The 23,671-nt window shown below is 51.7% G+C and carries 26 protein-coding genes; 6 read left to right on the top strand and 20 right to left on the bottom strand.

Annotated features, from left to right (window positions below; genetic code table 11):
* Positions 1 to 198: 198 nt before the first annotated feature.
* Complete coding sequence (gene pagP / locus OGY18_RS16415; RefSeq protein WP_003831280.1) at positions 199 to 762, top strand: lipid IV(A) palmitoyltransferase PagP; 564 nt, start codon at positions 199 to 201, stop codon at positions 760 to 762.
* Positions 763 to 951: 189 nt separating this feature from the next.
* The gene (cspE, locus tag OGY18_RS16410) at positions 952 to 1,161 is read left to right on the top strand and encodes a transcription antiterminator/RNA stability regulator CspE (RefSeq protein WP_000034825.1); all 210 of its coding nucleotides are present in this window, start codon (positions 952 to 954) and stop codon (positions 1,159 to 1,161) included.
* 52 nt (positions 1,162 to 1,213) lie between these two features.
* Here cspE and crcB read toward each other — a convergent pair whose 3' ends face one another.
* Positions 1,214 to 1,597 carry a fluoride efflux transporter CrcB gene (crcB, locus tag OGY18_RS16405; protein WP_126318851.1) on the bottom strand — a complete coding sequence of 128 codons (384 nt, stop codon included), beginning with the start codon at positions 1,595 to 1,597 and terminating at the stop codon, positions 1,214 to 1,216.
* A gap of 90 nt (positions 1,598 to 1,687) precedes the next feature.
* On the opposite strand from crcB, the gene OGY18_RS16400 reads away from it, so the two are divergent.
* A complete protein-coding gene (locus OGY18_RS16400) occupies positions 1,688 to 2,476 on the top strand; it encodes a deaminated glutathione amidase (RefSeq protein WP_126955860.1) in 789 nt (262 codons plus the stop codon).
* A gap of 128 nt (positions 2,477 to 2,604) precedes the next feature.
* Positions 2,605 to 2,808 carry a twin-arginine translocase subunit TatE gene (gene tatE, locus OGY18_RS16395; protein WP_003022699.1) on the top strand — a complete coding sequence of 68 codons (204 nt, stop codon included), beginning with the start codon at positions 2,605 to 2,607 and terminating at the stop codon, positions 2,806 to 2,808.
* Positions 2,809 to 2,906: 98 nt separating this feature from the next.
* Here the strand turns inward: tatE and lipA are convergent, their stop codons facing one another.
* The 10 genes from lipA to OGY18_RS16345 form a co-directional block, all read right to left on the bottom strand.
* Positions 2,907 to 3,872 (bottom strand): lipoyl synthase, encoded by a 966-nt coding sequence (gene lipA, locus OGY18_RS16390; RefSeq protein ID WP_003022702.1) that lies wholly within the window; start codon positions 3,870 to 3,872, stop codon positions 2,907 to 2,909.
* 206 nt (positions 3,873 to 4,078) lie between these two features.
* Complete coding sequence (lipB, locus tag OGY18_RS16385) at positions 4,079 to 4,720, bottom strand: lipoyl(octanoyl) transferase LipB (RefSeq protein WP_003831286.1); 642 nt, start codon at positions 4,718 to 4,720, stop codon at positions 4,079 to 4,081.
* 114 nt (positions 4,721 to 4,834) lie between these two features.
* Positions 4,835 to 5,098 (bottom strand): DUF493 family protein YbeD, encoded by a 264-nt coding sequence (ybeD, locus tag OGY18_RS16380; RefSeq protein ID WP_003022706.1) that lies wholly within the window; start codon positions 5,096 to 5,098, stop codon positions 4,835 to 4,837.
* A gap of 106 nt (positions 5,099 to 5,204) precedes the next feature.
* Positions 5,205 to 6,416, bottom strand: coding sequence for a D-alanyl-D-alanine carboxypeptidase DacA (gene dacA, locus OGY18_RS16375; RefSeq protein ID WP_003022711.1), 1,212 nt, complete (start codon positions 6,414 to 6,416; stop codon positions 5,205 to 5,207).
* Between the two features lie 142 nt (positions 6,417 to 6,558).
* Positions 6,559 to 7,668: an endolytic peptidoglycan transglycosylase RlpA gene (gene rlpA, locus OGY18_RS16370; protein WP_286553644.1), complete on the bottom strand. Its 1,110-nt coding sequence runs from the start codon at positions 7,666 to 7,668 to the stop codon at positions 6,559 to 6,561.
* Between the two features lie 10 nt (positions 7,669 to 7,678).
* Complete coding sequence (mrdB, locus tag OGY18_RS16365; protein ID WP_003022718.1) at positions 7,679 to 8,791, bottom strand: peptidoglycan glycosyltransferase MrdB; 1,113 nt, start codon at positions 8,789 to 8,791, stop codon at positions 7,679 to 7,681.
* 2 nt (positions 8,792 to 8,793) lie between these two features.
* Entirely contained in the window at positions 8,794 to 10,695 is a 1,902-nt protein-coding gene (gene mrdA, locus OGY18_RS16360; RefSeq protein ID WP_003831292.1) for a peptidoglycan DD-transpeptidase MrdA, read from the bottom strand.
* A 30-nt stretch (positions 10,696 to 10,725) separates the two neighbouring features.
* Entirely contained in the window at positions 10,726 to 11,193 is a 468-nt protein-coding gene (gene rlmH, locus OGY18_RS16355; RefSeq protein WP_003022725.1) for a 23S rRNA (pseudouridine(1915)-N(3))-methyltransferase RlmH, read from the bottom strand.
* Positions 11,194 to 11,196: 3 nt separating this feature from the next.
* Complete coding sequence (gene rsfS / locus OGY18_RS16350; protein WP_003022728.1) at positions 11,197 to 11,514, bottom strand: ribosome silencing factor; 318 nt, start codon at positions 11,512 to 11,514, stop codon at positions 11,197 to 11,199.
* Positions 11,515 to 11,768: 254 nt separating this feature from the next.
* On the bottom strand, positions 11,769 to 12,380 hold the full coding sequence (locus tag OGY18_RS16345) for an adenosylcobalamin/alpha-ribazole phosphatase (protein ID WP_284969384.1): 612 nt from the start codon (positions 12,378 to 12,380) through the stop codon (positions 11,769 to 11,771).
* Positions 12,381 to 12,476: 96 nt separating this feature from the next.
* Here OGY18_RS16345 and cobD point away from each other — a divergent pair, with 96 nt between their 5' ends.
* A complete protein-coding gene (gene cobD, locus OGY18_RS16340; RefSeq protein WP_286553641.1) occupies positions 12,477 to 13,571 on the top strand; it encodes a threonine-phosphate decarboxylase CobD in 1,095 nt (364 codons plus the stop codon).
* Here the strand turns inward: cobD and nadD are convergent.
* Genes nadD through leuS form a run of 4 tightly spaced genes read right to left on the bottom strand, consistent with a single transcriptional unit; the run spans position 13,546 to position 18,416 of the window.
* Positions 13,546 to 14,187: a nicotinate-nucleotide adenylyltransferase gene (nadD, locus tag OGY18_RS16335; RefSeq protein WP_286553638.1), complete on the bottom strand. Its 642-nt coding sequence runs from the start codon at positions 14,185 to 14,187 to the stop codon at positions 13,546 to 13,548. The genes cobD and nadD overlap by 26 nt on opposite strands.
* 1 nt (position 14,188) lies before the next feature.
* On the bottom strand, positions 14,189 to 15,220 hold the full coding sequence (holA, locus tag OGY18_RS16330) for a DNA polymerase III subunit delta (protein ID WP_126318843.1): 1,032 nt from the start codon (positions 15,218 to 15,220) through the stop codon (positions 14,189 to 14,191).
* Positions 15,220 to 15,819: an LPS assembly lipoprotein LptE gene (gene lptE / locus OGY18_RS16325; RefSeq protein WP_286553636.1), complete on the bottom strand. Its 600-nt coding sequence runs from the start codon at positions 15,817 to 15,819 to the stop codon at positions 15,220 to 15,222. Before lptE ends, holA begins: the two co-directional genes overlap by 1 nt.
* A gap of 14 nt (positions 15,820 to 15,833) precedes the next feature.
* Positions 15,834 to 18,416, bottom strand: a complete 2,583-nt coding sequence (gene leuS / locus OGY18_RS16320; protein ID WP_286553633.1) for a leucine--tRNA ligase — start codon at positions 18,414 to 18,416, stop codon at positions 15,834 to 15,836.
* A gap of 235 nt (positions 18,417 to 18,651) precedes the next feature.
* Between leuS and OGY18_RS16315 the strand changes: the two genes are divergently transcribed.
* Positions 18,652 to 19,134 (top strand): zinc ribbon-containing protein, encoded by a 483-nt coding sequence (locus OGY18_RS16315; protein ID WP_003022748.1) that lies wholly within the window; start codon positions 18,652 to 18,654, stop codon positions 19,132 to 19,134.
* 96 nt (positions 19,135 to 19,230) lie between these two features.
* Here OGY18_RS16315 and rihA read toward each other — a convergent pair whose 3' ends face one another.
* The 5 genes from rihA to gltI form a co-directional block, all read right to left on the bottom strand.
* Positions 19,231 to 20,166 (bottom strand): pyrimidine-specific ribonucleoside hydrolase RihA, encoded by a 936-nt coding sequence (gene rihA / locus OGY18_RS16310; RefSeq protein WP_128611436.1) that lies wholly within the window; start codon positions 20,164 to 20,166, stop codon positions 19,231 to 19,233.
* 116 nt (positions 20,167 to 20,282) lie between these two features.
* On the bottom strand, positions 20,283 to 21,008 hold the full coding sequence (gltL, locus tag OGY18_RS16305) for a glutamate/aspartate ABC transporter ATP-binding protein GltL (RefSeq protein ID WP_003022754.1): 726 nt from the start codon (positions 21,006 to 21,008) through the stop codon (positions 20,283 to 20,285).
* Positions 21,008 to 21,682 (bottom strand): glutamate/aspartate ABC transporter permease GltK, encoded by a 675-nt coding sequence (gene gltK, locus OGY18_RS16300; protein ID WP_003831315.1) that lies wholly within the window; start codon positions 21,680 to 21,682, stop codon positions 21,008 to 21,010. The genes gltL and gltK overlap by 1 nt, the downstream gene beginning before the upstream one ends.
* The gene (gene gltJ / locus OGY18_RS16295; protein ID WP_286553630.1) at positions 21,682 to 22,422 is read right to left on the bottom strand and encodes a glutamate/aspartate ABC transporter permease GltJ; all 741 of its coding nucleotides are present in this window, start codon (positions 22,420 to 22,422) and stop codon (positions 21,682 to 21,684) included. Before gltJ ends, gltK begins: the two co-directional genes overlap by 1 nt.
* A 159-nt stretch (positions 22,423 to 22,581) precedes the next feature.
* Positions 22,582 to 23,490, bottom strand: a complete 909-nt coding sequence (gltI, locus tag OGY18_RS16290; protein ID WP_003831318.1) for a glutamate/aspartate ABC transporter substrate-binding protein GltI — start codon at positions 23,488 to 23,490, stop codon at positions 22,582 to 22,584.
* Positions 23,491 to 23,671 lie beyond the last annotated feature (181 nt).

Raw genomic sequence — 23,671 nt, 5'->3', positions numbered from 1 at the left:
TTCCCGCAGGAAAGAACAATTTAATGGCAATAAAGAGAAAATAGTTCCTATCAGATGACTCAATAAATTCATGGATATTTATCTTAAAAATTATAGGCTGAGGATTATTCTGATTTTTTAGCTGCGCATTTTTGTTAAGCTAACATTAAGGTTGGGTTTGCTACAATTAATAATAAATCCCAGGATGGTAATTAAGTTGTGATTGTCGCTAAACGATATTTTCTCATTTTTTCATTTCTTTTTATTCAGTTAGCTTTCATTCCCCAGGGCGCTGCTGAAGATAAAGGTTGGTTCGCTACTTTTAAAGACAATGTCAGTGAAACCTGGCAGCAGCCAGAACATTATGATCTGTACGTGCCGGCTATTACCTGGCATGCGCGTTTTGCTTATGATAAAGAAAAAACGGATCGCTACAATGAACGCCCATGGGGGGCGGGCTTTGGTCAATCTCGTTGGGATGATAAAGGTAACTGGCACGGGCTTTATATAATGGCCTTTAAGGATTCCTACAATAAATGGGAACCCATTGGTGGTTATGGCTGGGAAAAAACCTGGCGACCGCTGGCAGATGAAAATTTCCATACAGGTCTCGGTTTTACCGCTGGTTTTACCGCGCGCGATAACTGGAACTACATTCCGGTACCCGTGCTGTTACCGCTGGCATCGATAGGGTATGGTCCGGCAACGTTCCAGATGACCTACATTCCGGGAACGTACAACAACGGTAACGTCTACTTTGCATGGATGCGTTTCCAGTTTTGATGGACTACCTGTATTGTCAGGTGGATTATTAAAAAGTCTTTTAAAAACAGTGTGATATTAACTTTAACTGAAAAATAACGCGACATTTATCACTTTTTGATAAAGTTCGACTGGACAAAGTCCACCACAATTGTTGTACTGATACCCGACACAGCATTTGTGTCTATTTTTCATGTAAAGGTAATTTTGATGTCTAAGATTAAAGGTAACGTTAAGTGGTTTAATGAGTCCAAAGGATTCGGTTTCATTACTCCGGAAGATGGCAGCAAAGACGTGTTCGTACACTTCTCTGCAATCCAGACCAATGGTTTTAAAACTCTGGCTGAAGGTCAGCGTGTAGAGTTCGAAATCACTAACGGTGCCAAAGGCCCTTCTGCTGCAAACGTAATCGCTCTGTAAGCATACGACAGCAAGCATTCAAAACCCGCTTAATTGCGGGTTTTTTTTCGCTTCAGTGCGCGGGAGAGGCCGAAACCAGCCAGAATGCCAGGGCGGTCATCGCAAATGATCCCAACAGATTAACCAGTACATTCACCATAGCCCAACCAAAGCGTCCTTCCTGTAGCAAAAACACCACCTCAGCTGAGAAAGTGGAGAACGTTGTTAGTCCCCCGCAAAAGCCAGTGGTAATCAGTACCTTCCACATTGGATCAATGTTAGTCATGCGATTAAACCACGCCAGACCCATACCAATGATAAATGCGCCAAGTAAGTTTGCAGCCAGCGTACCGAATGGGATGGTCTGATGGAGCGGGTTAAACCTCATGCTCAACATCCATCTTGCTACACTACCTGTACCACCACCGATAAAAACCGCTAAAAGGAGTTGTAACACTGCATAATCCTGCTATTTGATTGTATATAGGATGAGTGTAACGCTGAATAATCGTGGTTGGCGAGCCTAACAACGTTTTCTGGAGGAAATATGTTCGTTGCAGCAGGGCAATTTGCCGTGGGACCTTCATGGGAAAAAAATGCAGAAACCTGCGTCTTATTGATGTCACAGGCTGCAGGAGAGGGAGCGTCGCTGCTGGTATTACCGGAGGCGCTTCTGGCCCGTGACGATCTGGACCCAGACCTGTCAGTGAAATCAGCTCAACTGCTGGAGGGCGGATTTTTGACGCGCTTGCTGCGAGAAAGCGCGCAAAACGAGATGACGACAATCCTGACAATTCATGTTCCTTCTGTGCCAGGCCGGGCGTTTAACATGCTGGTGGCGCTACGGGCAGGTCAGGTCGTGGCCCATTACGCTAAATTACATCTCTATGATGCCTTTTCGATTCAGGAGTCACGTAATGTGGATGCAGGGGACGCCATAGCGCCGCTGCTGGACGTAGACGGGTTAAAAGTAGGGTTAATGACCTGTTATGATCTGCGCTTTCCTGAGCTGGCGCTGGCGCACGCATTGCAGGGAGCGGAAATTCTTGTCTTACCCGCAGCCTGGGTTCGGGGATCGCTTAAAGAGCATCACTGGGCTACGCTTTTGGCGGCAAGAGCGTTAGATGCGACGTGTTACTTGATTGCGGCGGGAGAGTGCGGTAACAAGAATATCGGCCAAAGCAGGGTCATCGACCCCTTTGGTGTGACCATTGCTGCTGCGGCAGAAACGCCCACGCTAATTATGGCCGAGGTTTCCGCCGAGCGGGTGAGGCAGGTTAGGGCACAACTCCCGGTGTTAAGTAACCGACGCTTTGCGCCACCGCAATTATTATGACGTTTTTTTAAACAAGGCTTGATTCACCTTGTTACAGATTGCTATTGTGTGCGCGCGTCGAAAGGCCGTTAATATTCTCAGGTTAATATGGCGCTTTATGCAGCCTGGTTTAAGTCAAGAAGGTATCTATGGGTGAGATTAGTATTACCAAACTGCTGGTGGTTGCCGCACTGGTTGTTCTGCTGTTTGGTACCAAGAAGTTACGTACACTGGGTGGAGACCTGGGAACGGCAATCAAGGGCTTCAAAAAAGCAATGAACGACGATAATGCCGATGCTAAGAAAGATGCTGATGGTAGCGTTCAGGCTGAGAAGCTTTCTCATAAAGAGTAATGTCAGGAGCATGATGCTCATACTGCATATTCTGCATGAAAAAAAACCGGCAATTTGCCGGTTTTTTTATTGCTGAAATGTAAGTGAGTATTACACGATCACTTCACTTCCAGCCCTTTGGCCTGCATGTCAGCATGGTATGAAGAGCGAACGAATGGACCGCAGGCTGCATGGGTAAAGCCCATGGCCATAGCTTCGGCTTTCATCTCATCGAACTCATCCGGGCTTACATAGCGTTGAACCGGCAGGTGATGGCGGCTTGGTTGTAAATACTGTCCCAATGTCAGCATGGTGACACCATGGCTGCGCAGGTCACGCATGACCTCAATGATTTCCGCATTGGTTTCGCCCAGACCGACCATCAGACCTGATTTGGTCGGAATCTCCGGGTGCGCTTCCTTGAAACGTTCCAGAAGCTTCAGTGACCAGTTGTAGTCAGCACCTGGACGAACATTGCGATAAATACGTGGTACGTTTTCGAGGTTGTGGTTAAACACATCCGGCGGGGTGGCCGTGAGGATATCCAGCGCACGATCCATACGACCACGGAAGTCAGGCACCAGCGTTTCGATTTTAATCGACGGGCTTTTCTCACGAATAGCGGTGATGCAGTCAGCAAAGTGCTGAGCGCCGCCGTCACGCAGATCGTCGCGGTCAACGGAGGTAATGACGACATAGCGCAGCGCCATGTCAGCAATCGTCTGAGCAAGTTTTAACGGCTCGTTAGCATCAGGAGCAACCGGACGGCCATGGGCAACGTCACAGAATGGGCAACGGCGGGTACAGATTGCGCCGAGGATCATAAAGGTTGCAGTTCCGTGATTGAAACATTCAGCCAGGTTAGGGCAGGAAGCTTCTTCGCAGACAGAGTGCAGGCCATTTTTGCGCATTGCCGCTTTGATGCCCTGGATGCGAGTGGAGTCCGCTGGCAGTTTTATTTTCATCCATTCCGGTTTACGCAGCAGGGCTTCACGCTCTGTTGCCACATTTTTTACCGGGATAAGAGCCATCTTATCGGCATCGCGGTATTTAACACCGCGTTCCATCACAATGGGTTTACTCATAGCTTGCGTGTTCCAGTTGCGAATTACGAAGGAAAGCGTTTCAATTCAAGGGAATGTTGCATTTATCAACTATTTTTGAATTAGTGATACGCAGTATATCATTGAAACGGGCCAGAAAGCAGCCTGACAGGCTGGCAAAATGTAAAATAGTTGTTGTTTTGTGCCATTTGCCACAACATATGCCGTGGCAAAGTATGCGCGTATTTTCAGTCCGCAATGTACTCGTGCGGTGGGTTACCCAACAGCGCCAGAATGTTGGCTAGCAGCCTTGGGCGAATGCTCTCGGTCGTGGCAGTGCTATCCCACTGCGATACCTTCGCCATTTCCATTCCGGCATAACCACAAGGATTGATACGCAGGAAAGGCGACAAGTCCATATCCACATTGAGCGCTAAGCCGTGAAATGAACAACCTTTACGAATACGTAACCCCAAAGAGCAGATTTTCTTCTCTCCAACGTATACGCCAGGCGCATCGGCTCGCGGGTGGGCGTCAATACCGATTTCCGCAAGGGTATTCACAACGGTTTGCTCCAGCAGCGTAACCAGTTCGCGAACGCCAAGTTTACGACGCTTCAGGTTCAACAGCACATACATGACTTGCTGGCCCGGCCCGTGATAAGTCACCTGACCGCCACGATCGCTCTGGATCACCGGAATATCTCCCGGCATCAGTACGTGCTCTGCTTTACCTGCCTGACCCTGGGTAAAAACAGGATAATGCTCTACCAGCCAGATTTCGTCATAACTGTTTTCATCGCGGGTATCGGTGAATTCGTGCATGGCCAGAGAAACTGGCTCGTAAGGTTGAAGACCGAGCTGGCGGACAAGAATTTTATCCTGATACAAAACGGCATCTCCGTAGATACTCACATAGAGTAGAGAATATAAAAGAGGGGAAAAAGTATATCACAGGAGGGAGGGGTTACCCGAGCGGGGATGCAGCGGGTAACCAACAGGTTTTTACAGCACCATGCGAACGATATCGATATTGCCTAATTCTTCGTACAGCGTTTCAACCTGCTCAATGTGTGTAGCAGTAATAGTGATTGAGACCGAGTGGTAGTTGCCTTTGCTGCTCGGTTTTACCGTCGGAGAGTAATCACCTGGCGCATGGCGCTGTACCACTTCAACCACCTGATCAACCAGCTCAGGCAACGCCTGCCCCATTACTTTGTAAGTAAATGGAGTAGGGAATTCAAGCAGTTCGTTAAGTTTGGTTTTCATGTCAGCTCCGGCGTTACATCAATAAATAATAACTCCCACAGCGCGTGGGAGTTATCTGGATACCTAGTATATGGGGACGTAAATCACACTTTCAAGTGTTCGATTTTTAGCCAAACCAGTGATGGAACATTAATTTAATGTAATCAATGATTTTCCCAAAGAAGTTGCCTTCAGGGATTTCCTGCAGGACTACCAGCGGGCGCTGCTCAATAGTTTTGCCATCAAGCTGGAAGTTGATGGTGCCGACAACCTGGTTTTTCTGCAGCGGTGCGTGCAGTTCCGTGGTGTTCAGCACATAGCTTGCTTTCAGATCTTTCATGCGGCCGCGCGGAATAGTCAGGTAGACATCTTTATCTACGCCTAACGATGCACGATCGGTATTACCAAACCAGGCGGGCTCTGAAGCAAACTCTTTACCGACTTTCAGTGGGTTCACGGTTTCAAAGAAACGGAAGCCCCAGGTCAGCAGTTTTTTACTTTCGGTTTCACGACCTTTATAGGTGCGGCCACCCATGACGGCGGAGATCAGACGCATCTGACCTTCGGTTGCGGATGCAACGAGGTTATAGCCAGCCTTGTCGGTATGACCGGTTTTGATACCGTCGACATTCAGGCTGTTATCCCACAGCAGGCCGTTACGGTTTAACTGACGGATGCCGTTAAAGGTGAACTCTTTTTCTTTATAGATAGAGTATTCGTTAGGCACGTCGCGAATCAGCGCCTGACCAATCATCGCCATGTCGCGAGCCGAGCTGTACTGACCGTCAGCATCGAGACCATGAACGGTCTGGAAGTGGGTGTTTTTCAGGCCCAGCGCGTTCACATAGCTGTTCATCAGACCGACGAAAGCATCCTGGCTACCGGCTGCGAAGTCCGCCATTGCCACGCACGCGTCATTCCCGGATTGCAGGTTGATACCACGGATAAGCTGAGAAACAGGAACCTGCATGCCAGGTTTCAGGAACATCAATGATGAACCTTTAAAGACCGGGTTACCTGTAGCCCAGGCGTCATTGCCGACGGTGACCAGATCAGTTTCTTTGAATTTCCCGGCTTTCATCGCCTGGCCGATGACGTAGCTGGTCATCATTTTGGTCAGACTGGCGGGATCGCGGCGAGTGTCAGCGTTCTGTTCTGCCAGAACTTTGCCTGAATTGTAATCAATCAGGATATATGACTCCGCATCGATCTGCGGAACACCCGGGATCATGGTTTTAATATTCAGGTCATCGGCATGGGCAGCAGAGAGAGAAGCTGCGCAGAGAGCCGCGGTGAGCGCCATACGCTGCACGAAACGAGCGGAAAAAGTGGTCTTCATGGTCTGAACTACGACGTCCGTGATGAAATTAAAAAAAGTGCCCTACTATAGCAAATGCAAAACGGGCAGGCATCTGACTTTCCGCGTGACTTTGTTAATGTCATTTACAGAAACTGACAGTTCAGATACCTGATTTACGTTATTACACGCCGGTGATGAAGGACTGTAATTGCGCCTCGGCTTGAAGACGCTGCTGCAATGTGGAGGCTTCAGCTTTGCTGGCGAACGGCCCCATCTGGATACGCCAGACTGCGCCGTTTTGTACCACCCGACCTGGGACGCCAAATTGCTGGCTTAAACGTTTTTGATACTGCTGCGCACGCGACTGCTCGCTGACTGCGCCAACCTGAACCACGTAGCGTCCGTTGGCTACTGCCGCTGGCGCAGGTGCAGCGACGGCGGCTGGTGTTGCTGCTGGTGCGGTTGGTGTTACCGGTGCGGTGGTGGTCGGTTGCGGAGCCGGAGTCGGCTCGCTACCTTCCAGCACGCCTGCAGCGAGCGTGGTCGGCGCACCGAGGAATCCACTGCTGTTCACTGGCGCACCGGTTGTATCATCGCTTTTCAACGTGGAATTGCTGATCGGACGAATATCGCCTTGCGGCTGACCCGCATCCGATGGCGCAGGCATGCTGCCCATATTGCCACCGCCGCTTAAATCAGGACGCGCGGGCAGGGCATAGGTTTGTTTCGCTACCGTGGTACAAGCCATTCCCGGCCCGGACAAGGAACCATCCTGGGCGACGATGATCGGGTCGATACGCACTTTGGTATTGTTGGAGGTATTCAGACGGTCGGCTGCTGCACGTGAAAGTGAAATCACGCGATCGTTGCCATAAGGGCCGCGATCGTTAATGCGCACGACAATCATCCTGCCATTTGCCAGGTTAGTTATTCTGGCATAGCTTGGGACTGGCAGCGTCGGATGCGCAGCGGTTAACTGCATCGGGTCGAACACTTCACCAGACGCGGTTAAGTTGCTTCCGGGTTCCGCATCATAGATAGCGGCAAGCCCTGCCTGGCTAAAGCGGGAAGGGTCCTGGACGATTTTGTAGCTCTTACCATCACGCTGATAGTCCTGATTCGCCGTTGGGTTCAGGTGTTCAAAGCGCGGATCGGCCCCGCTGATTTCAACAATCGGACCATTACACACCGCAGGCTGCGGCGCGACAGCACCCTGTTGCTGACCATCATCACTCGAACACGCCGCGAGCATTCCTGCTGCGATGCAGATACCAAGCCACTGCTTACGCATTGCGTACCCCTTACACGCTTTTCGACAACATTTTTCTATGGGTATGGATCGACATAACAATCCCGAACCCAGCCATCAGCACGATAAGTGCCGAGCCTCCGTAACTGACCAGTGGGAGAGGAACGCCAACCACGGGCAGAATACCGCTCACCATACCAATATTTACGAAGACATAAACGAATAATATCAACATTAAACCACCCGCCATAACGCGACCAAAGGTGGTTTGCGCGTGGGCAGCGATCCATAATCCGCGCATAATCAGCAAAATGTACAGCGCCAACAGAATTAAGATCCCTACCAGACCCAGTTCTTCCGCTAATACCGCGAAGATAAAATCTGTATGACGTTCGGGTAAAAACTCAAGCTGCGACTGCGTACCGTGTAGCCAGCCCTTACCACGTAGACCGCCGGAGCCAATAGCAATTTTAGACTGAATGATGTGATAACCCGCACCCAGCGGATCAGTTTCCGGATCGAGTAACATCATGACGCGCTGACGTTGATAATCATGCATCAGGAAGAACCACAGTATCGGGATAAACGCCGCAACCAGGACCACTGCAACACCGATTAAACGCCAGCTCAAACCAGAAAGGAACAGAACAAACAGACCGGAAAGGGCGACCAGAATTGAAGTTCCGAGGTCTGGCTGGGCGGCCACCAGCAGGGTGGGCATAAATATCAGCACTAACGCAATGGCGGTATTTTTTAGCGATGGCGGGCAAACATCACGGTTGATGAAGCGCGCGACCATCAGCGGCACGGCAATCTTGGCGATTTCGGAAGGCTGAAAACGCACAATCCCCAAATCCAGCCAGCGCTGCGCGCCTTTGGAGATAGCGCCGAAGGCATCTACCGCCACCAACAGAATGATGCAAAAGATGTAGAGATAGGGTGCCCAGCCCTCATAAACTCGGGGCGGGATTTGCGCCATCACCACCATGATGACCAGGCCCATCGCGATCTGACCGACCTTGCGCTCCATCATGCCAATATCCTGGCCGCTGGCGCTCCAGATGACCAGCGAGCTGTAAACCAGCAGCGCCAGCAAAATAAGCAACATCGTGGGATCGATGTGGATTTTGTCCCAGAATGTTTTTTTGTTCGGATTATCCGTCACGATTATTGGTCCTCCGCTGCTGCAACCGCGGGGTTTTCTGCAGGCAGATTGGTGTTATTGTCGCCCAACATAATGTGGTCAAGGATCTGGCGCATAATGGTACCCACAGCCGGGCCCGCGCCACCGTTTTCAAGGATTATGGCGACAGCAACCTGGGGCTTATCATAGGGTGCGAAGGCCGTCATCAACTTGTGGTCACGTAAGCGCTCGGCGATCTTATGTGCGTTATAGGTTTCATTGGCTTTCAGGCCAAAGACCTGTGCAGTACCGGATTTCGCCGCGATTTTGTAAGGTGCGCCAGCGAAATATTTGTGTGCAGTACCGTTAGGACGGTTGGCTACACCGTACATGCCGTCTTTTGCGATTTCCCAATAACCGGAATGAATGTCACCAACAGGTGGCTCGTGTGGCTGTATCCACGGCACTTGCTTGCCGTTTTCTGCTGTGCTCATCAGCAGATGCGGGACTTTTACCAAACCGTCGTTGATAAGGATCATCAGCGCTTTACTCATCTGGATAGGGGTTGCCGTCCAGTAACCCTGACCGATGCCGACCGGAATGGTATCACCCTGGTACCATGGCTTTTTAAACCGTTTTTGCTTCCACTCGCGGGTTGGCATGTTTCCGGCGCGCTCTTCGGCAAGATCGATGCCCGTATATTGGCCGTAGCCAAACTTGCTCATCCATTCTGAAAGGCGGTCTATCCCCATATCATAGGCGATTTGATAGAAAAACGTATCCGCCGACTCTTCCAGAGAACGGGTGATGTTCAGATGGCCGTGCCCCCATTTTTTCCAGTCGCGGTAACGTTTTTCAGAGCCCGGTAATTGCCACCAACCCGGATCGAACAGACCAGTATTGCGGGTGATGACGCCCGCACTTAATGCAGAAACCGCGACGTAAGGTTTAACCGTCGAAGCAGGAGGGTAGACACCCTGAGTCGCGCGGTTAACCAATGGGGTATTCGGGTCATTGAGCAACCCGGAGTAATCTTTACTCGAGATACCATCGACAAACAGGTTCGGGTCGTAGCTCGGCATGGACACCAGTGCGAGAACGCCACCGGTACGCGGGTCTGTGACTACCACCGCGGCACGACTGCCCGCCAGCAGCGTTTCAATGTACTGCTGGAGTTTCAGGTCAAGGGTTAGATAGATATCGTGCCCGGCCTGCGGCGCCACTTCTTTCAACTGGCGAATGACGCGGCCACGGTTGTTCACTTCAACTTCTTCATAACCGGTCTGGCCGTGAAGTACGTCTTCATAATAGCGTTCAATACCCAGCTTACCGATGTCGTGCGTTGCCGCGTAGTTGGCCAGCTTGCCGTCTTTGTCCAGGCGGTCCACGTCTTTATCGTTGATCTTCGATACGTAGCCAATGACGTGGGTCAGCGCAGAGCCGTAGGGGTAATAGCGGCGTTTATAGCCTTTAACTTCGACGCCGGGAAAGCGATATTGATTAACGGCGAACCGTGCCACCTGCACTTCACTCAGGTTAGTTTTTACCGGAATGGAGGTGAAGCGGTGTGAACGGGCGCGCTCTTTTTTAAAGGCGGCAATGTCGTCGTCCGTCAGGTCTACGACGTTACGCAGCGCGTCGAGGGTATCCTGAACGTTGTCGACCTTTTCCGGCATCATTTCTATCTGATAAATGGTGCGGTTAAGGGCGAGCGGAATTCCGTTACGGTCATAAATGATGCCGCGACTGGGGGCGATAGGCACCAGTTTGATGCGGTTTTCGTTCGAGCGGGTCTGGTAATCAGTAAAGCGAACGATTTGCAGATTATAAAGGTTGGCGATCAGCACGCCGGTGAGCAGCAAAATCCCCAAAAAAGCGACCAGCGCCCGGCGCACAAACAGCGCGGACTCAGCCGAATAGTCGCGAAAAGAATTCTGTAGTTTCATCCGCTGCTTAATCTACTCAAGAATCAATGATCACTCACGGTGATAAGGATGGTTGGTGGTGATGCTCCACGCCCTGTACAGACTCTCCGCGACCAGAACCCGAACAAGAGGGTGAGGAAGGGTTAACGCAGAGAGTGACCAGCTTTGTTCCGCTGCCGCCTTACAGGCAGGAGAGAGACCTTCCGGCCCGCCAATCAACAGACTGACGTCACGACCGTCCAGTTTCCAGCGTTCCAGTTCAGTCGCCAGTTGCGGCGTGTCCCAGGGTTTACCAGGGATATCAAGGGTGACGATGCGGTTTTTGCCTGCGGCAGCCAGCATCTGCTCACCCTCTTTGTCGAGAATGCGTTTAATATCCGCGTTCTTGCCGCGTTTTCCTGCCGGGATTTCGATCAGCTCAAAGGGCATATCTTTCGGAAACCGACGGAGATACTCCGTAAACCCGGTTTGCACCCAGTCAGGCATTTTCGTACCCACAGCGACAAGTTGCAGCTTCACGCATTAACTCCAGAGTTTTTCCAGTTCATACAGGCGACGGCTTTCTTCCTGCATCACGTGGACAATCACATCACCGAGGTCAACGACGATCCAGTCTGCAACGTTCTCGCCTTCTACGCCGAGCGGCAGCAGGCCAGCTGTGCGGGACTCCTGAACAACGTGGTCTGCGATAGACATTACATGACGGCTGGACGTGCCGGTGCAGATAATCATGCAATCAGTGATGCTGGATTTGCCCTGAACGTCTAAGGCGATGATGTCTTGACCTTTCAGGTCATCAATTTTGTCGATTACAAAATCCTGAAGTGCTTTACCCTGCAAGTGTTCCCCCTGGGTGAAAAGAGTTAAAAACGTCTGTTAGTATACCTGAACCAGAGGCGATATCGGGACAAATGTCTCCGAAAGCGCTTTTGAAGTGCGCTATCATCCCACCCCACGCCGCAGAATGCATCGCCATTTTTGTAAAACAATTTCTGCAAAGCTCTGAAGGGCGGGAAAAGTCAGGTTGCGGAGAATAACAGCCTGTCATGGGGTGTCAATGGGAGAGAAGCCCTTCGGCAGAAAAAACAGTGCGTTCACTCCCCGTCGTGCCATACTGCCCGGCTGTTGAGCACTTTAAGAACCGCAAAATCGTCGCAAAAATCAATTGCGCTCCAGCAACCTTGTTCGACGCGAAAATGCCACATTGCTGCAGCCGGCATGGACAGCAGACGGGCGATCAACACGCTCAGAACACCTTGATGACTCACCACCAGCAGGTTTTGGCACGTTTTGTAATCAGCGAGCTGAGCAATAAAGCGTTCCACGCGCTGGGAAAACGCCTGAAAACCTTCACCATTGGTTGGCGTCGCATTCTGCCAGTCGTTACACCACACGGCGTAGTTTTCGGCGTCTTCTCGCGCCAGATCGCGATGATGGCGCATTTCCCAGTCACCAAAAAACATCTCATTGAGCTCAGGCATGTTGCGCACAGGAACCTCGCGATCGCCTAAGATCAACTGCGTTGTATGGCGGGCACGTTCCAACTCGCTGCACAGAACGTTGTCGACAGGCACATGGCGTAACAGCGTACCCAGTGTTTGCGCCTGAGCGATACCCCGTCCCGTTAGCGGTGTGGGGGCGTGGCCGCTGTATAAACCAGCGACATTGGCTTCAGTTTCTCCATGACGTACTAACCAGAGTCTCATTTTTTCCTCTTGAGGTTATTCGCACAAAACATGATGTTTGCCCTGATTGCGCAGAGATTTTTCACTAAAATACCTTTTTTTGCGTGGAGCGGCACGATGTCTTTATTGAAGAGCGCGCATGGTGGCAATACCCGAGAAGCCGCCGAACTGTTGGGCATCTCGCCTGAGCAATTGTTGGATTTTAGCGCGAATATTAATCCGCTGGGTATGCCGGCAAGTTTAAAACGCGCGATCGTCGACAACCTAGACTGCGCGGAGCATTACCCGGATGTTGATTACGCTAAACTGCATGCGGCGCTGGCGGAGCATCATCAGATTCCTGCCTCATGGATACTTGCCGGAAGCGGCGAGACTGAGTCGATTTTCACTTTGGTGCAAGATCTTAAACCACGCCATGCGATGATCGTGACGCCCGGGTTTGCTGAATATCGTCGGGCGCTGCAATGGGGAGACTGTACGATCCATGAGTTTGCGCTACGCGAAGACGATGGTTGGCAGCTTACTGATGCAATCATCGATGCGTTAACCCCAGAGCTGGACTGCCTGTTTCTCTGTACGCCCAACAATCCCACTGGCTTGCTGCCAGATAACCGCCTGCTGCGCGAAATAGCCGCGCGTTGTGAGTTGCTTGGGATCAATCTGATCCTTGATGAAGCGTTTATCGATTTTATTGCCGGGGAGCAGGGGTTTATTCCGCTGCTTCGTGATAACCCGCATATTTGGGTGCTGCGCTCTCTCACCAAGTTCTATGCGATACCGGGGCTCCGGTTGGGGTATCTGGTCAACAGTAATGAACAGGCTGTTGCACAGATGCGCCGTCGACAAATGCCGTGGTCAATTAACGCATTTGCTGCACTGGCAGGCGAGATTATTTTACACGACAGCGCATATCAGCAGGCAACGTGGAAGTGGCTGGAGCAAGAGGGTGCGAGGTTTGATCGGCAGTTGAAAGAACTGCCCGGCCTGACGGTGTATCCTGGCAGGGCAAATTATCGCTTATTGCGCTCCGAGCGGGCGGATTTTGATCTGCAACGCGCAATGCTGGAGCAACATGTCTTGATTCGCAGTTGTGCTAATTATCCGGGGCTGGATGCGCGCTATTATCGGGTAGCCGTTCGCAGCCAGGAAGAGAATAACCGCCTGTTGGCGGCTTTACGCAAGGTGCTTAGCGGTACAACCCTTGCTGATTGATATAGTCAAGCACTGCATCTGGCATCAGGTCGTCGCACGGCTCGCCTTTTTCCAGACGCTCACGGATGAGCGTGGCGGAGATGTTAAACCACGGCGTTTCAGCCAGATAAATTTTCCCGCAAGGCAAGTTGTGCAGATCATCTGGCGAATGGGTCAGATGATCCTCCAGCCACTGCTGGTGCTTTTCCTGCGCCATTTCGAGCGGATAGCCCGGACGTCGGCAGACAATGAGGTGGGTGTTACCCAGAATCGTGTCGTAGTCATGCCAGGACGGAAAGGTAAGCAGTGAGTCCTGGCCAATAATAAACGCTAACGGTACTTCCGGTCCTTGCTCCTCGCGCCACTCTTTGAGCGTTTGCGCGGTGTAGGAGGCGGTATCGCGTTTCAGTTCGCGTTCATCAAGGGAGAACAGCGGCTTATCGGCAATGGCCAGTTCAACCATGCGTTGACGTTGTTCGCCGGACGCTTCGGGTTGCGCACGATGCGGCGGCACGTTATTGGGCATGATAATGACCCGGGAAAGGCCAATCAGATTCGCCAGAATTTCAACTGGTTTAAGATGACCATAATGCACCGGATCAAAGGTGCCACCGAACAGAGCCTGCAATGATTTCATATCAACCATCAATAAAAACATCGGCCAGCGATTTATGGCAGAGCAAAAGGGAAAGCCCCTCAAGTTCCGCCCACACTGACTGACCATAGTCTTGTTTAAGCGTAATTTCCGTACGCGTTAACAACGTTACCGCCTGACGCAACTGCGCAGGATTCAGCCGGTTTAGCGCGTCTCCCATCATACCCCGGCGATTTTGCCACACCCGGTGTTTATCAAACAACGAGCGCAAAGGCGTATGGGCTGACTGCCGTTTTAAGTTGACCAACAGCAGTAATTCGCGCTGTATCGTACGTAGCAAAATAACCGGCTCACTGCCTTCCAGACGTAACTGTTGCAGAATGTGCAGCGCGCGTTTGCTTTTGCCCATCAGCAGCGCATCCACCCAATGGAACGGGGTAAAGTGCGCGGCATCGTTAACGGCTTTCTCCACGCGAGGCAGCGTTAGTTTGCCATCAGGCCAAAGCAACGCTAGCCGTTCCAGCGCTTGCGCCAGCGCTAACAGATTACCTTCATAGCAATAGCACAACAGCTGATTGGCTGCGTCATCCAGTTGTAGATTGTTAAGCTTCGCCCTGGCAGCGACCCAACGAGGAAGCTGTGCTTGCTCCGGCGTCTGGCAGCTTACCTGCACCGCATTATTGGCAAGTCCGGTATACCATGCGGCGTTTTCCTGCGCTTTAGTCAGTTTGTTGCCGCGAACAATCAGCAGCAGGTCGTCATGTAGCAGTGTGACGAGTGAAGCGAGCTGTTCGTTAATGGCGGCATTGGGGCCATTTTCAGGCAACTGCAAAAGTAGGGTTTGACGGCTGGCAAACAGGCTCATCGCCTGGCAGAGTGAAAAAATCTCTCCCCAGTCGGTGCTATTGTCCAGGGTGAAAGCGTGGTGTTCTTCGAATCCTTGCGTTGCTGCTGCCTGACGGATAGCGTCCTGGCTTTCCTGCAATAAGAGAGGATCGTTACCTAAGAGCAAATACGCCGCGCGCAGCCCTTCATTGAGCTGTGCGCGGAGTTGTTCAGGGTACAACTTGAGCATCAGTTACCCAGCGTGGTGGAAACACGCGCCGGAGATGACGCAGGCTCTGCGGCTTTTGTCGCCGCTGGCTTAGCATCATCATCAGCATTGGATGACAGAGTATCGGCCAGATGTACGCTTGGCAGCTTACGAATTAACTGTTCAGCCGCTTTGTCATACATCTCTTTAACGATCATCTCTTGCTCGTTATCCTTCGCCAGTGCAGCCTGTGGGTTGTCAAAGAACGAACGATAAACTTTGGCACTGATTGGATAAATATCATGACCTGGAATCAGCACAGTAGCACTCACGAACATCACCATCTGGTATTCAGCCGTTTGACCGTTCTGGAATACCGACGCCGTATCTTGCGATATGCTGACCGCGCCCAGACGTAAGGACGTCACATCTTTACGCATTGAGCCGTCCTCTAGCAGCGTAACGCCGTTCAGACGCAGCTGATTACGAACCGCGCGGCTTAATGGGCCGTTTGGATCCCCAGAGTCCAGAATCATGGTTTTCATTGAGGGTGGGACCTGCGTAGTATTACGCAGATGCCATCCACATCCGGCGGTGACAAGCACCGCCAGAGATAACAACAATGTTGTCAGAAGTCGCACGCTTCCTCCCGCGCTTAGCCAACGACCAGATTGAGGAGTTTACCCGGTACATAAATCACTTTACGTACGGTAACGCCATCAAGATATTTTGCCACCAGATGCTCCTGGCCAGCACGTTCACGAACCTGTTCTTCTGTCGCATTTACCGGAACGGTAATTTTGCCACGGACTTTACCGTTCACCTGAACAACAACCAGCTTCGAGTCTTCAACCATTGCGGCTTCGTCCGCCACCGGCCACGGTGCGTTGTCGATATCGCCTTCGCCTTTCAGTGCTTCCCACATCGTGAAACAAACGTGTGGGGTGAACGGGTTCAGCATGCGAACGACGGCCAGTAACGCTTCCTGCATCAGGGCTCTGTCTTGTTCGTCTTCCTGCGGTGCTTTCGCCAGCTTGTTCATCAGCTCCATAATCGCCGCAATTGCGGTGTTAAAGGTCTGACGACGACCGATATCATCGGTAACTTTAGCAATGGTTTTATGTACGTCGCGACGCAGCGCTTTTTGGTCTTCGCTCAACGCATCAACGTTCAGGGCAGCAACATCGCCTTTGGAAGTATGTTCGTAAACCAGCTTCCATACACGTTTCAGGAAGCGGTTCGCCCCTTCAACGCCGGATTCCTGCCATTCCAGCGTCATATCAGCCGGAGAAGCGAACATCATGAACAGACGTACCGTGTCAGCGCCGTAACGTTCAACCATGACCTGCGGGTCGATACCGTTATTTTTCGACTTGGACATTTTGCTCATGCCGGTATAGACCAGTTCATGGCCTTCTGCGTCCTGAGCTTTGACGATACGACCTTTTTCGTCGCGCTCAACGATGGCATCAACCGGAGAAACCCAGTTACGCTCGCCGTTTGCACCAACGTAATAGAACGCATCAGCCAGCACCATACCCTGGCACAGCAGCTGTTTGGCCGGTTCGTCAGAGTTGACCATGCCCGCATCGCGCATCAGCTTGTGGAAGAAGCGGAAGTAGAGCAGGTGCATGATGGCGTGTTCAATACCACCAATGTAGATATCAACTGGCAGCCAGTAGTTTGCGGCTTCTGGATCCAGCATCCCTTCGTTGTACTGCGGGCAGGTATAGCGCGCGTAGTACCAGGAGGATTCCATAAAGGTATCGAAGGTGTCGGTTTCGCGCAGCGCAGGCATGCCGTTAACGGTGGTTTTTGCCCACTCCGGATCGGCTTTTATTGGGCTGGTGATGCCGTCCATAACCACGTCTTCCGGCAGAATAACCGGCAACTGATCTTCTGGCGTCGGCAGTACGGTACCGTCTTCCAACGTCACCATCGGAATTGGCGCCCCCCAGTAACGCTGACGGGAAACACCCCAGTCACGCAGACGGTAGTTCACTTTACGTTCACCCACGCCTTTCGCTACCAGCTTGTCAGCAATGGCGTTGAAGGCAGCTTCGAAGCCGAGGCCGTCAAACTCGCCGGAGTTAAACAGCACGCCTTTTTCGGTCAGAGCTTGTTCGGACAGATCCGGCTCTGCGCCTTCAGCGGTCAGAATTACTGGCTTGATGGTCAGGCCATATTTTGTCGCAAACTCGTAATCGCGCTGATCGTGGCCCGGAACGGCCATGACTGCGCCCGTACCGTATTCCATCAGGACGAAGTTTGCCGCCCAAACGGGGATTTCTTCGCCAGTCAGCGGGTGAACGGCTTTAAAGCCCGTGTCGACGCCTTTCTTCTCCATGGTTGCCATTTCGGCTTCAGCAACCTTGGTGTTGCGGCATTCGTCAATGAAGGCGGCCAGTTCTGGATTATTTGCAGCAGCTTTCTGCGCCAGCGGGTGACCTGCGGCAACGGCCAGATAGGTCGCACCCATAAAGGTGTCCGGGCGGGTGGTGTAAACGGTTAGCGTGTTGTCGTAACCGTTCACATCGAAGGTGATTTCCACGCCTTCAGAACGGCCAATCCAGTTGCGCTGCATCGTTTTCACGGTGTCAGGCCAGTGATCCAGGTTATCCAGGTCACGCAGCAGTTCGTCAGCGTAAGCGGTGATTTTGATGAACCACTGTGGGATCTCTTTACGCTCGACTTTGGTATCGCAACGCCAGCAGCAGCCGTCGATAACCTGTTCGTTCGCCAGTACGGTCTGGTCGTTCGGGCACCAGTTGACCGCAGACGTTTTCTTATACACCAGGCCTTTTTTGTACAGCTCGGTGAAAAATTTCTGTTCCCAACGGTAGTATTCTGGGGTGCAGGTCGCCAGCTCACGGCTCCAGTCGTAACCGAAACCCAGCATTTTGAGCTGGTTTTTCATGTATGCGATGTTGTCGTACGTCCATGGTGCTGGCGCGGTATTGTTTTTAACCGCAGCGCCTTCTGCAGGCAGACCGAACGCATCCCAGCCAATTGGCTGCAGTACGTTTTTGCCCAGCATGCGCTGGTAGCGGGCGATCACGTCACCGATGGTGTAGTTACGTACGTGGCCCATGTGTAGTCGACCAGAAGGATAGGGAAGCATAGACAGGCAGTAATACTTCTCTTTGCTCTCGTCTTCGGTAACTTCAAATGTGCGCTTCTCATCCCAGTGAAGCTGTACTTTGGATTCTATCTCTTCCGGGCGGTATTGCTCTTGCATGGCAGCCAGTGGTCCTGTTTTCAATACAGCTACAAACGTAGCTCTAGATGTGGTGTTTCAGATCCGCATAGCATAGCCCAAACGCCCGCGCCAAAACAGCCTTTCGCGCATTCAGCGTTGAATTCCCGCAAGGATAATTCTTGCACGAATTTACACACTCTGTGGACAGTCTTGCAAAGCGTAGCGTAAATAACGTCTATTATTATAGACAGTTAACGACCCAGGAGGCGAAGCGATGAACAAGGTTGCTCAATATTACCGTGAACTGGTGGCTTCACTGAGCGAACGTCTGCGTAATGGCGAACGCGATATTGATGCGTTGGTGGAGCAAGCGCGTCAACGAGTTATGCAGACCGGGGAGTTAACGCGAACCGAGGTGGAAGAGCTCACCCGGGCCGTCAGACGTGACCTGGAAGAGTTTGCTCTGAGCTATGAAGAAAGTCTCGATGAGGAGACAGACAGCGTCTTTATGCGGGTTATCAAGGAGAGTATCTGGCAGGAACTGGCCGATATTACCGATAAAACGCAGCTCGAATGGCGAGAAGTGTTCCAGGATCTCAGTCATCACGGGGTTTATCACAGCGGTGAGGTGGTCGGATTAGGTAATCTGGTCTGCGAGAAGTGCCACTTCCATTTAGCGGTTTACACCCCGGATGTGCTGCCGCTGTGTCCAAAATGCGGACACGATCAGTTCCAGCGCCGACCGTTTGAGCCGTGATCGCTTTTTGCCGGATGGCGACGCAAAGCGTCTTATCCGGCCTACAAATTGCACGATTTTGTAGGCCGGATAAGCGTTAGCGCCATCCGGCGTGTATTAGGCGTAAAACTTCAGCCGTTCTGCCAGCAAATCGACAAACCCTTGACGATCAACGTCTACCATTACGGTGGCGTTTGGCTTATTGCCGCTCAGGAAGTAGTAATCCACCACGGTCATTCCCTGGGTATATTTACCCTGAGTTTCCACGCCGACCCAGCGTTCAACGGTGGTAAACAGTTCAGGTTTCAGCAGCCAGGCAATGGTGCATGGATCATGCAGTGGCGCGCCGATGAATCCCCATTTTTCATCTTTATGATACTCAAAGAAGAAGTCGAGTAGTTCAGCCACGATCGTCGAAACAGGGTTGCCGATAGCGCGGAATCGTTCGGTATCTTCGCGATGTATTTGCGCTTTATGCGTGACGTCCAGACCAGCCATCACCACTGGAATGCCAGACTGGAATACGATTTCAGCGGCTTCAGGATCCACGAAAATATTGAACTCGGCGGCGGGCGTCCAGTTTCCGAGTCCCATCGCACCACCCATGATCACGATACGGGCGATTTTGGCGTGCAGCTCAGGATGGCTATTCAGGAGCAATGCGACGTTAGTTTGCGGCCCGGTGGAGACAATCGTCATCGGTTCCGGGCTTTCACGCAGGGTTTTCGCCATCAGTTCCACGGCGGTACAGTCTTGTGGCGCAAAAGCGGGTTCCGGCAGCGCCGGGCCATCCAGCCCACTCTCGCCGTGAACGTTATCGGCGATAATCAGATCGCGCATCAGTGGTTTCACTGCGCCACCAGCCACTGGGATATCCGTACGGTTGAGCAACGTTAACATGCGCAACACGTTACGCAGCGTTTTGTCAGGTGTCTGGTTACCGGCTGATGAGGTTATCGCTTTCACATCCAGTTCTGGTGAGGCGAGGGCGAGCACAATTGCGATAGCGTCGTCATGACCCGGATCGCAATCAAACAGGATAGGAAGTGCCATTGTTGCTCCTTGTAAGTGGGACTTTGTGACAAGGTTAACGCTGGGCTGTATGTGTTTCGAGAGGCGAAGGGATAAAGCGTGAGGTGGCGCGCACATGGAGATGCGCGCCAGCAAGATTAGTGCAGTATTTTCGCGAGAAAGTCTTTGGCGCGGTCCGATTTCGGATTAGCGAAAAACTCTTCTTTCGGTGAGTCTTCAACAATTTTCCCTTCATCCATGAAGATCACCCGGTTCGCCACTTTACGCGCAAAGCCCATTTCGTGGGTTACCACCATCATGGTCATCCCTTCATTGGCCAGTTCAACCATAACGTCCAGTACTTCGTTGATCATTTCAGGATCAAGCGCTGACGTCGGCTCGTCAAACAGCATGGCGATAGGATCCATGCACAGCGCCCGGGCGATAGCGACACGCTGTTGCTGGCCCCCTGAGAGCTGAGCTGGAAACTTCTCGGCATGTGCTGACAGACCAACGCGTTCCAGTAACTTTTGCGCTTTGTCGCGGGCCGGCTTTTTATCGCGCTTGAGCACTTTTACCTGCGCCAGAGTCAGGTTCTCAATGATCGACAGGTGAGGGAACAGTTCAAAGTGCTGGAACACCATACCAACGCGAGAGCGCAGTTTGGCCAGATCGGTTTTTTTATCATTCACCACGGTACCATCAACGGTGATAACGCCCTGTTGTACCGGCTCCAGCCCGTTCACCGTTTTGATAAGCGTTGATTTACCTGAGCCTGACGGGCCGCAGACCACCACCACTTCACCTTTTTTCACTTCCGTGGAGCAGTCGGTCAGCACCTGAAAGTGACCATACCATTTAGAAACATTTTTCAGGGTAATCATTAAACTGTCCTTTTCTTCAAATAGCTGACCAACAACGATGCGCTCAGACTGAATACAAAATAAACGGCGCCAGCAAACAGGATCATTTCAACCTGTGTGCCGTCACGCTCGCCAATGGTAGAGGCGGTACGGAAGAAGTCTGCCAGACTTAATACATAGACCAGCGAGGTATCCTGGAAGAGTACGATGCCCTGGGTTAGCAGCAGCGGTACCATCGCGCGGAATGCCTGCGGCAGAATAATGAGCTTCATCGACTGCCAGTGGGTCATCCCCAGAGCCAGCGCGGCGCTGGATTGCCCACGAGAAATACTCTGGATACCGGCACGGATAATCTCGGAATAGTACGCGGCTTCAAACATCGAAAACGCGACCATCGCTGAGATCAGGCGAATATCGGTTTTAGGCGACAGACCCAGTACGTTTTGCAGGAAGCCGGGCACAATCAGGTAGAACCACAGCAGCACCATGACCAGCGGAATAGAACGAAATACGTTGACGTAGCCTTTCGCAAACCAGGCAATCGGCGCGAAGCTGGACAGACGCATTACTGCAAGGATGGTTCCCCAGACAATACCAATGACTACCGCCGTAACGGTGATTTTCAGCGTGATGATTAACCCATCCAGCAGATACGGCAGGGAAGGGATGATAGAACTCCAGTCAAATTCGTACATTATTTGCCTCCCAAATTGCCAGACAGGCGGATTTTACGTTCAACGAGATTCATCACCAGCATGATGACGGCGTTAATCAGGACGTAAGCCAGAGTGATAGCGGTAAACGATTCCCATGCGTGGGCGGAGTAATCCAGCAGTTTGCCCGCCTGTGCCGCCATATCGACCAGGCCGATGGTGGAGGCGATAGCGGAGTTCTTCACCAGGTTCATCATCTCTGAGGTCATTGGCGGAACAATCACGCGGTAGGCGTTTGGCAACAGAACATAGCGGTAGGCCTGCGGCAACGTTAGCCCCATCGCCAGTGCGGCGTTTTTCTGCCCACGAGGCAGAGACTGAATTGCGGCGCGAACCTGTTCGCAGACGCGCGCGGCGGTAAACAGCCCCAGACAAAGCATCGATGAGAGGAAGAACTGGATGTTGGGATCCAACTCAGCCTTGAACCACATCCCAATGTTTTCCGGCAGCAGTTCCGGAATAACCAGATACCAGGTAAAAAACTGGACGATGAGCGGAACGTTACGAAACAGCTCAACGTACAGTGTGCCGATCCCAGAAAGGAAACGATTTGGAACGGTACGTAAGATGCCGAATAAAGAGCCTATGAGGAAAGCGATAATCCAGGCGGTGATGGATAACGCGACAGTGACCTGGAAACCACTCCAGAGCCAGCCGAGATAGGTGGTGTTGCCGAACGGGGCTTGTTGTAAAAAAATACCCCAGTTCCAGTCTATAGACATAAATCTACTCCAGAAAAAAAAGGGTAGCAGCGCTACCCTCGAAGATTGTTATTCGGCGTTTTGCGGTTTTCAGGCCTGATGGGGAACGACCATCAGGCTTATAGTCTGTCCGTGCCGAGTAACAATCGAGAGGGAGGGGAAGCCTCCCATTTATTTTAGTTAGTTAAGCGCTTTATCATTTGGTTCTTTGAACAGAGCTTTCATCTCATCTGACAGTTCGAAATTCATGTTCAGGTTCTTCGGTGGAATTGGATTTTTAAACCACTTATCAAACCATTTCTCAGCTTCGCCTGAGGTTTGCGCCTTGGCGATAGTGTCGTCCATCAGCTTTTTGAACTCAGGATCATCTTTGCGCAACATACAGCCGTAGGCTTCCTGAGACTGTGGCTTGCCGACGATCTCCCAGTTGTCTGGTTTCTTCGCTTTCGCGCGCTCGCCAGCCAGCAGGGCGTCATCCATCATAAAGGCAACGGCGCGACCGCTTTCCAGAGTACGGAAAGAGTCACCGTGGTCTTTCGCGCTGATGATGCGCATATCCATTTTTTGTTCTTCATTCAGCTTGTGCAGCAGAACTTCGGAGGTGGTACCCGAAGTCACGACTACGGCTTTACCTTTCAGATCGGCGAAATCTTTGACGTCGCCGCCTTTTTTCGCCAGCAGACGGGTGCCGACAACGAAAATGGTGTCAGAGAAAGCCGCTTGTTTTTGGCGCTCGACGTTGTTGGTGGTGGATCCACATTCAAAATCGAAGGTGCCGTTTTGCAGCAGCGGTATACGGTTTTGAGAAGTAATCGGGATCAGTTTCACCTGCAGATCAGGCTTGTTCAGCTTTTTCTTCACGGCGTCAACGATCGCGTTGGAGTAATCCTGTGAATAACCGACCACTTTTTGCTGATTATCGTAGTAAGAAAACGGTACTGATGATTCACGGTGGCCGACAACGATCACGCCATTTTTGGCGATCTTATCCAGCGTGCTGCCTGCCGCTGGTGCTGCGTCTTCTGCGTGCGCCAGACCGGCGGACATTCCCATGACCAGCATGGCAGTGGCGAGCTTACGTAATTGCATATCCAACTCCTTTATCGTCTGCGCCAGGGACGCATTGATACCCATTGTGATGTTGTTATTGTTTGCTACTAAAACGTGCAGTCTTGTGTGTGTTTGTTAACATTTAGTTTGGATGAATGTAAAGAATTTGCTGTGTTATTGTTTATTTTTGCGAAGTGCGCCGCACCATTTGGGGGCAAAA

Source organism: Citrobacter sp. Cpo142 (assembly GCF_030332425.1).
GTDB classification, from domain to species: Bacteria; Pseudomonadota; Gammaproteobacteria; order Enterobacterales; family Enterobacteriaceae; genus Citrobacter; species Citrobacter portucalensis.
The sequence above is the reverse complement of the archived record's forward strand: the minus strand, read 5'-3'. Positions and strand labels throughout refer to the sequence as shown.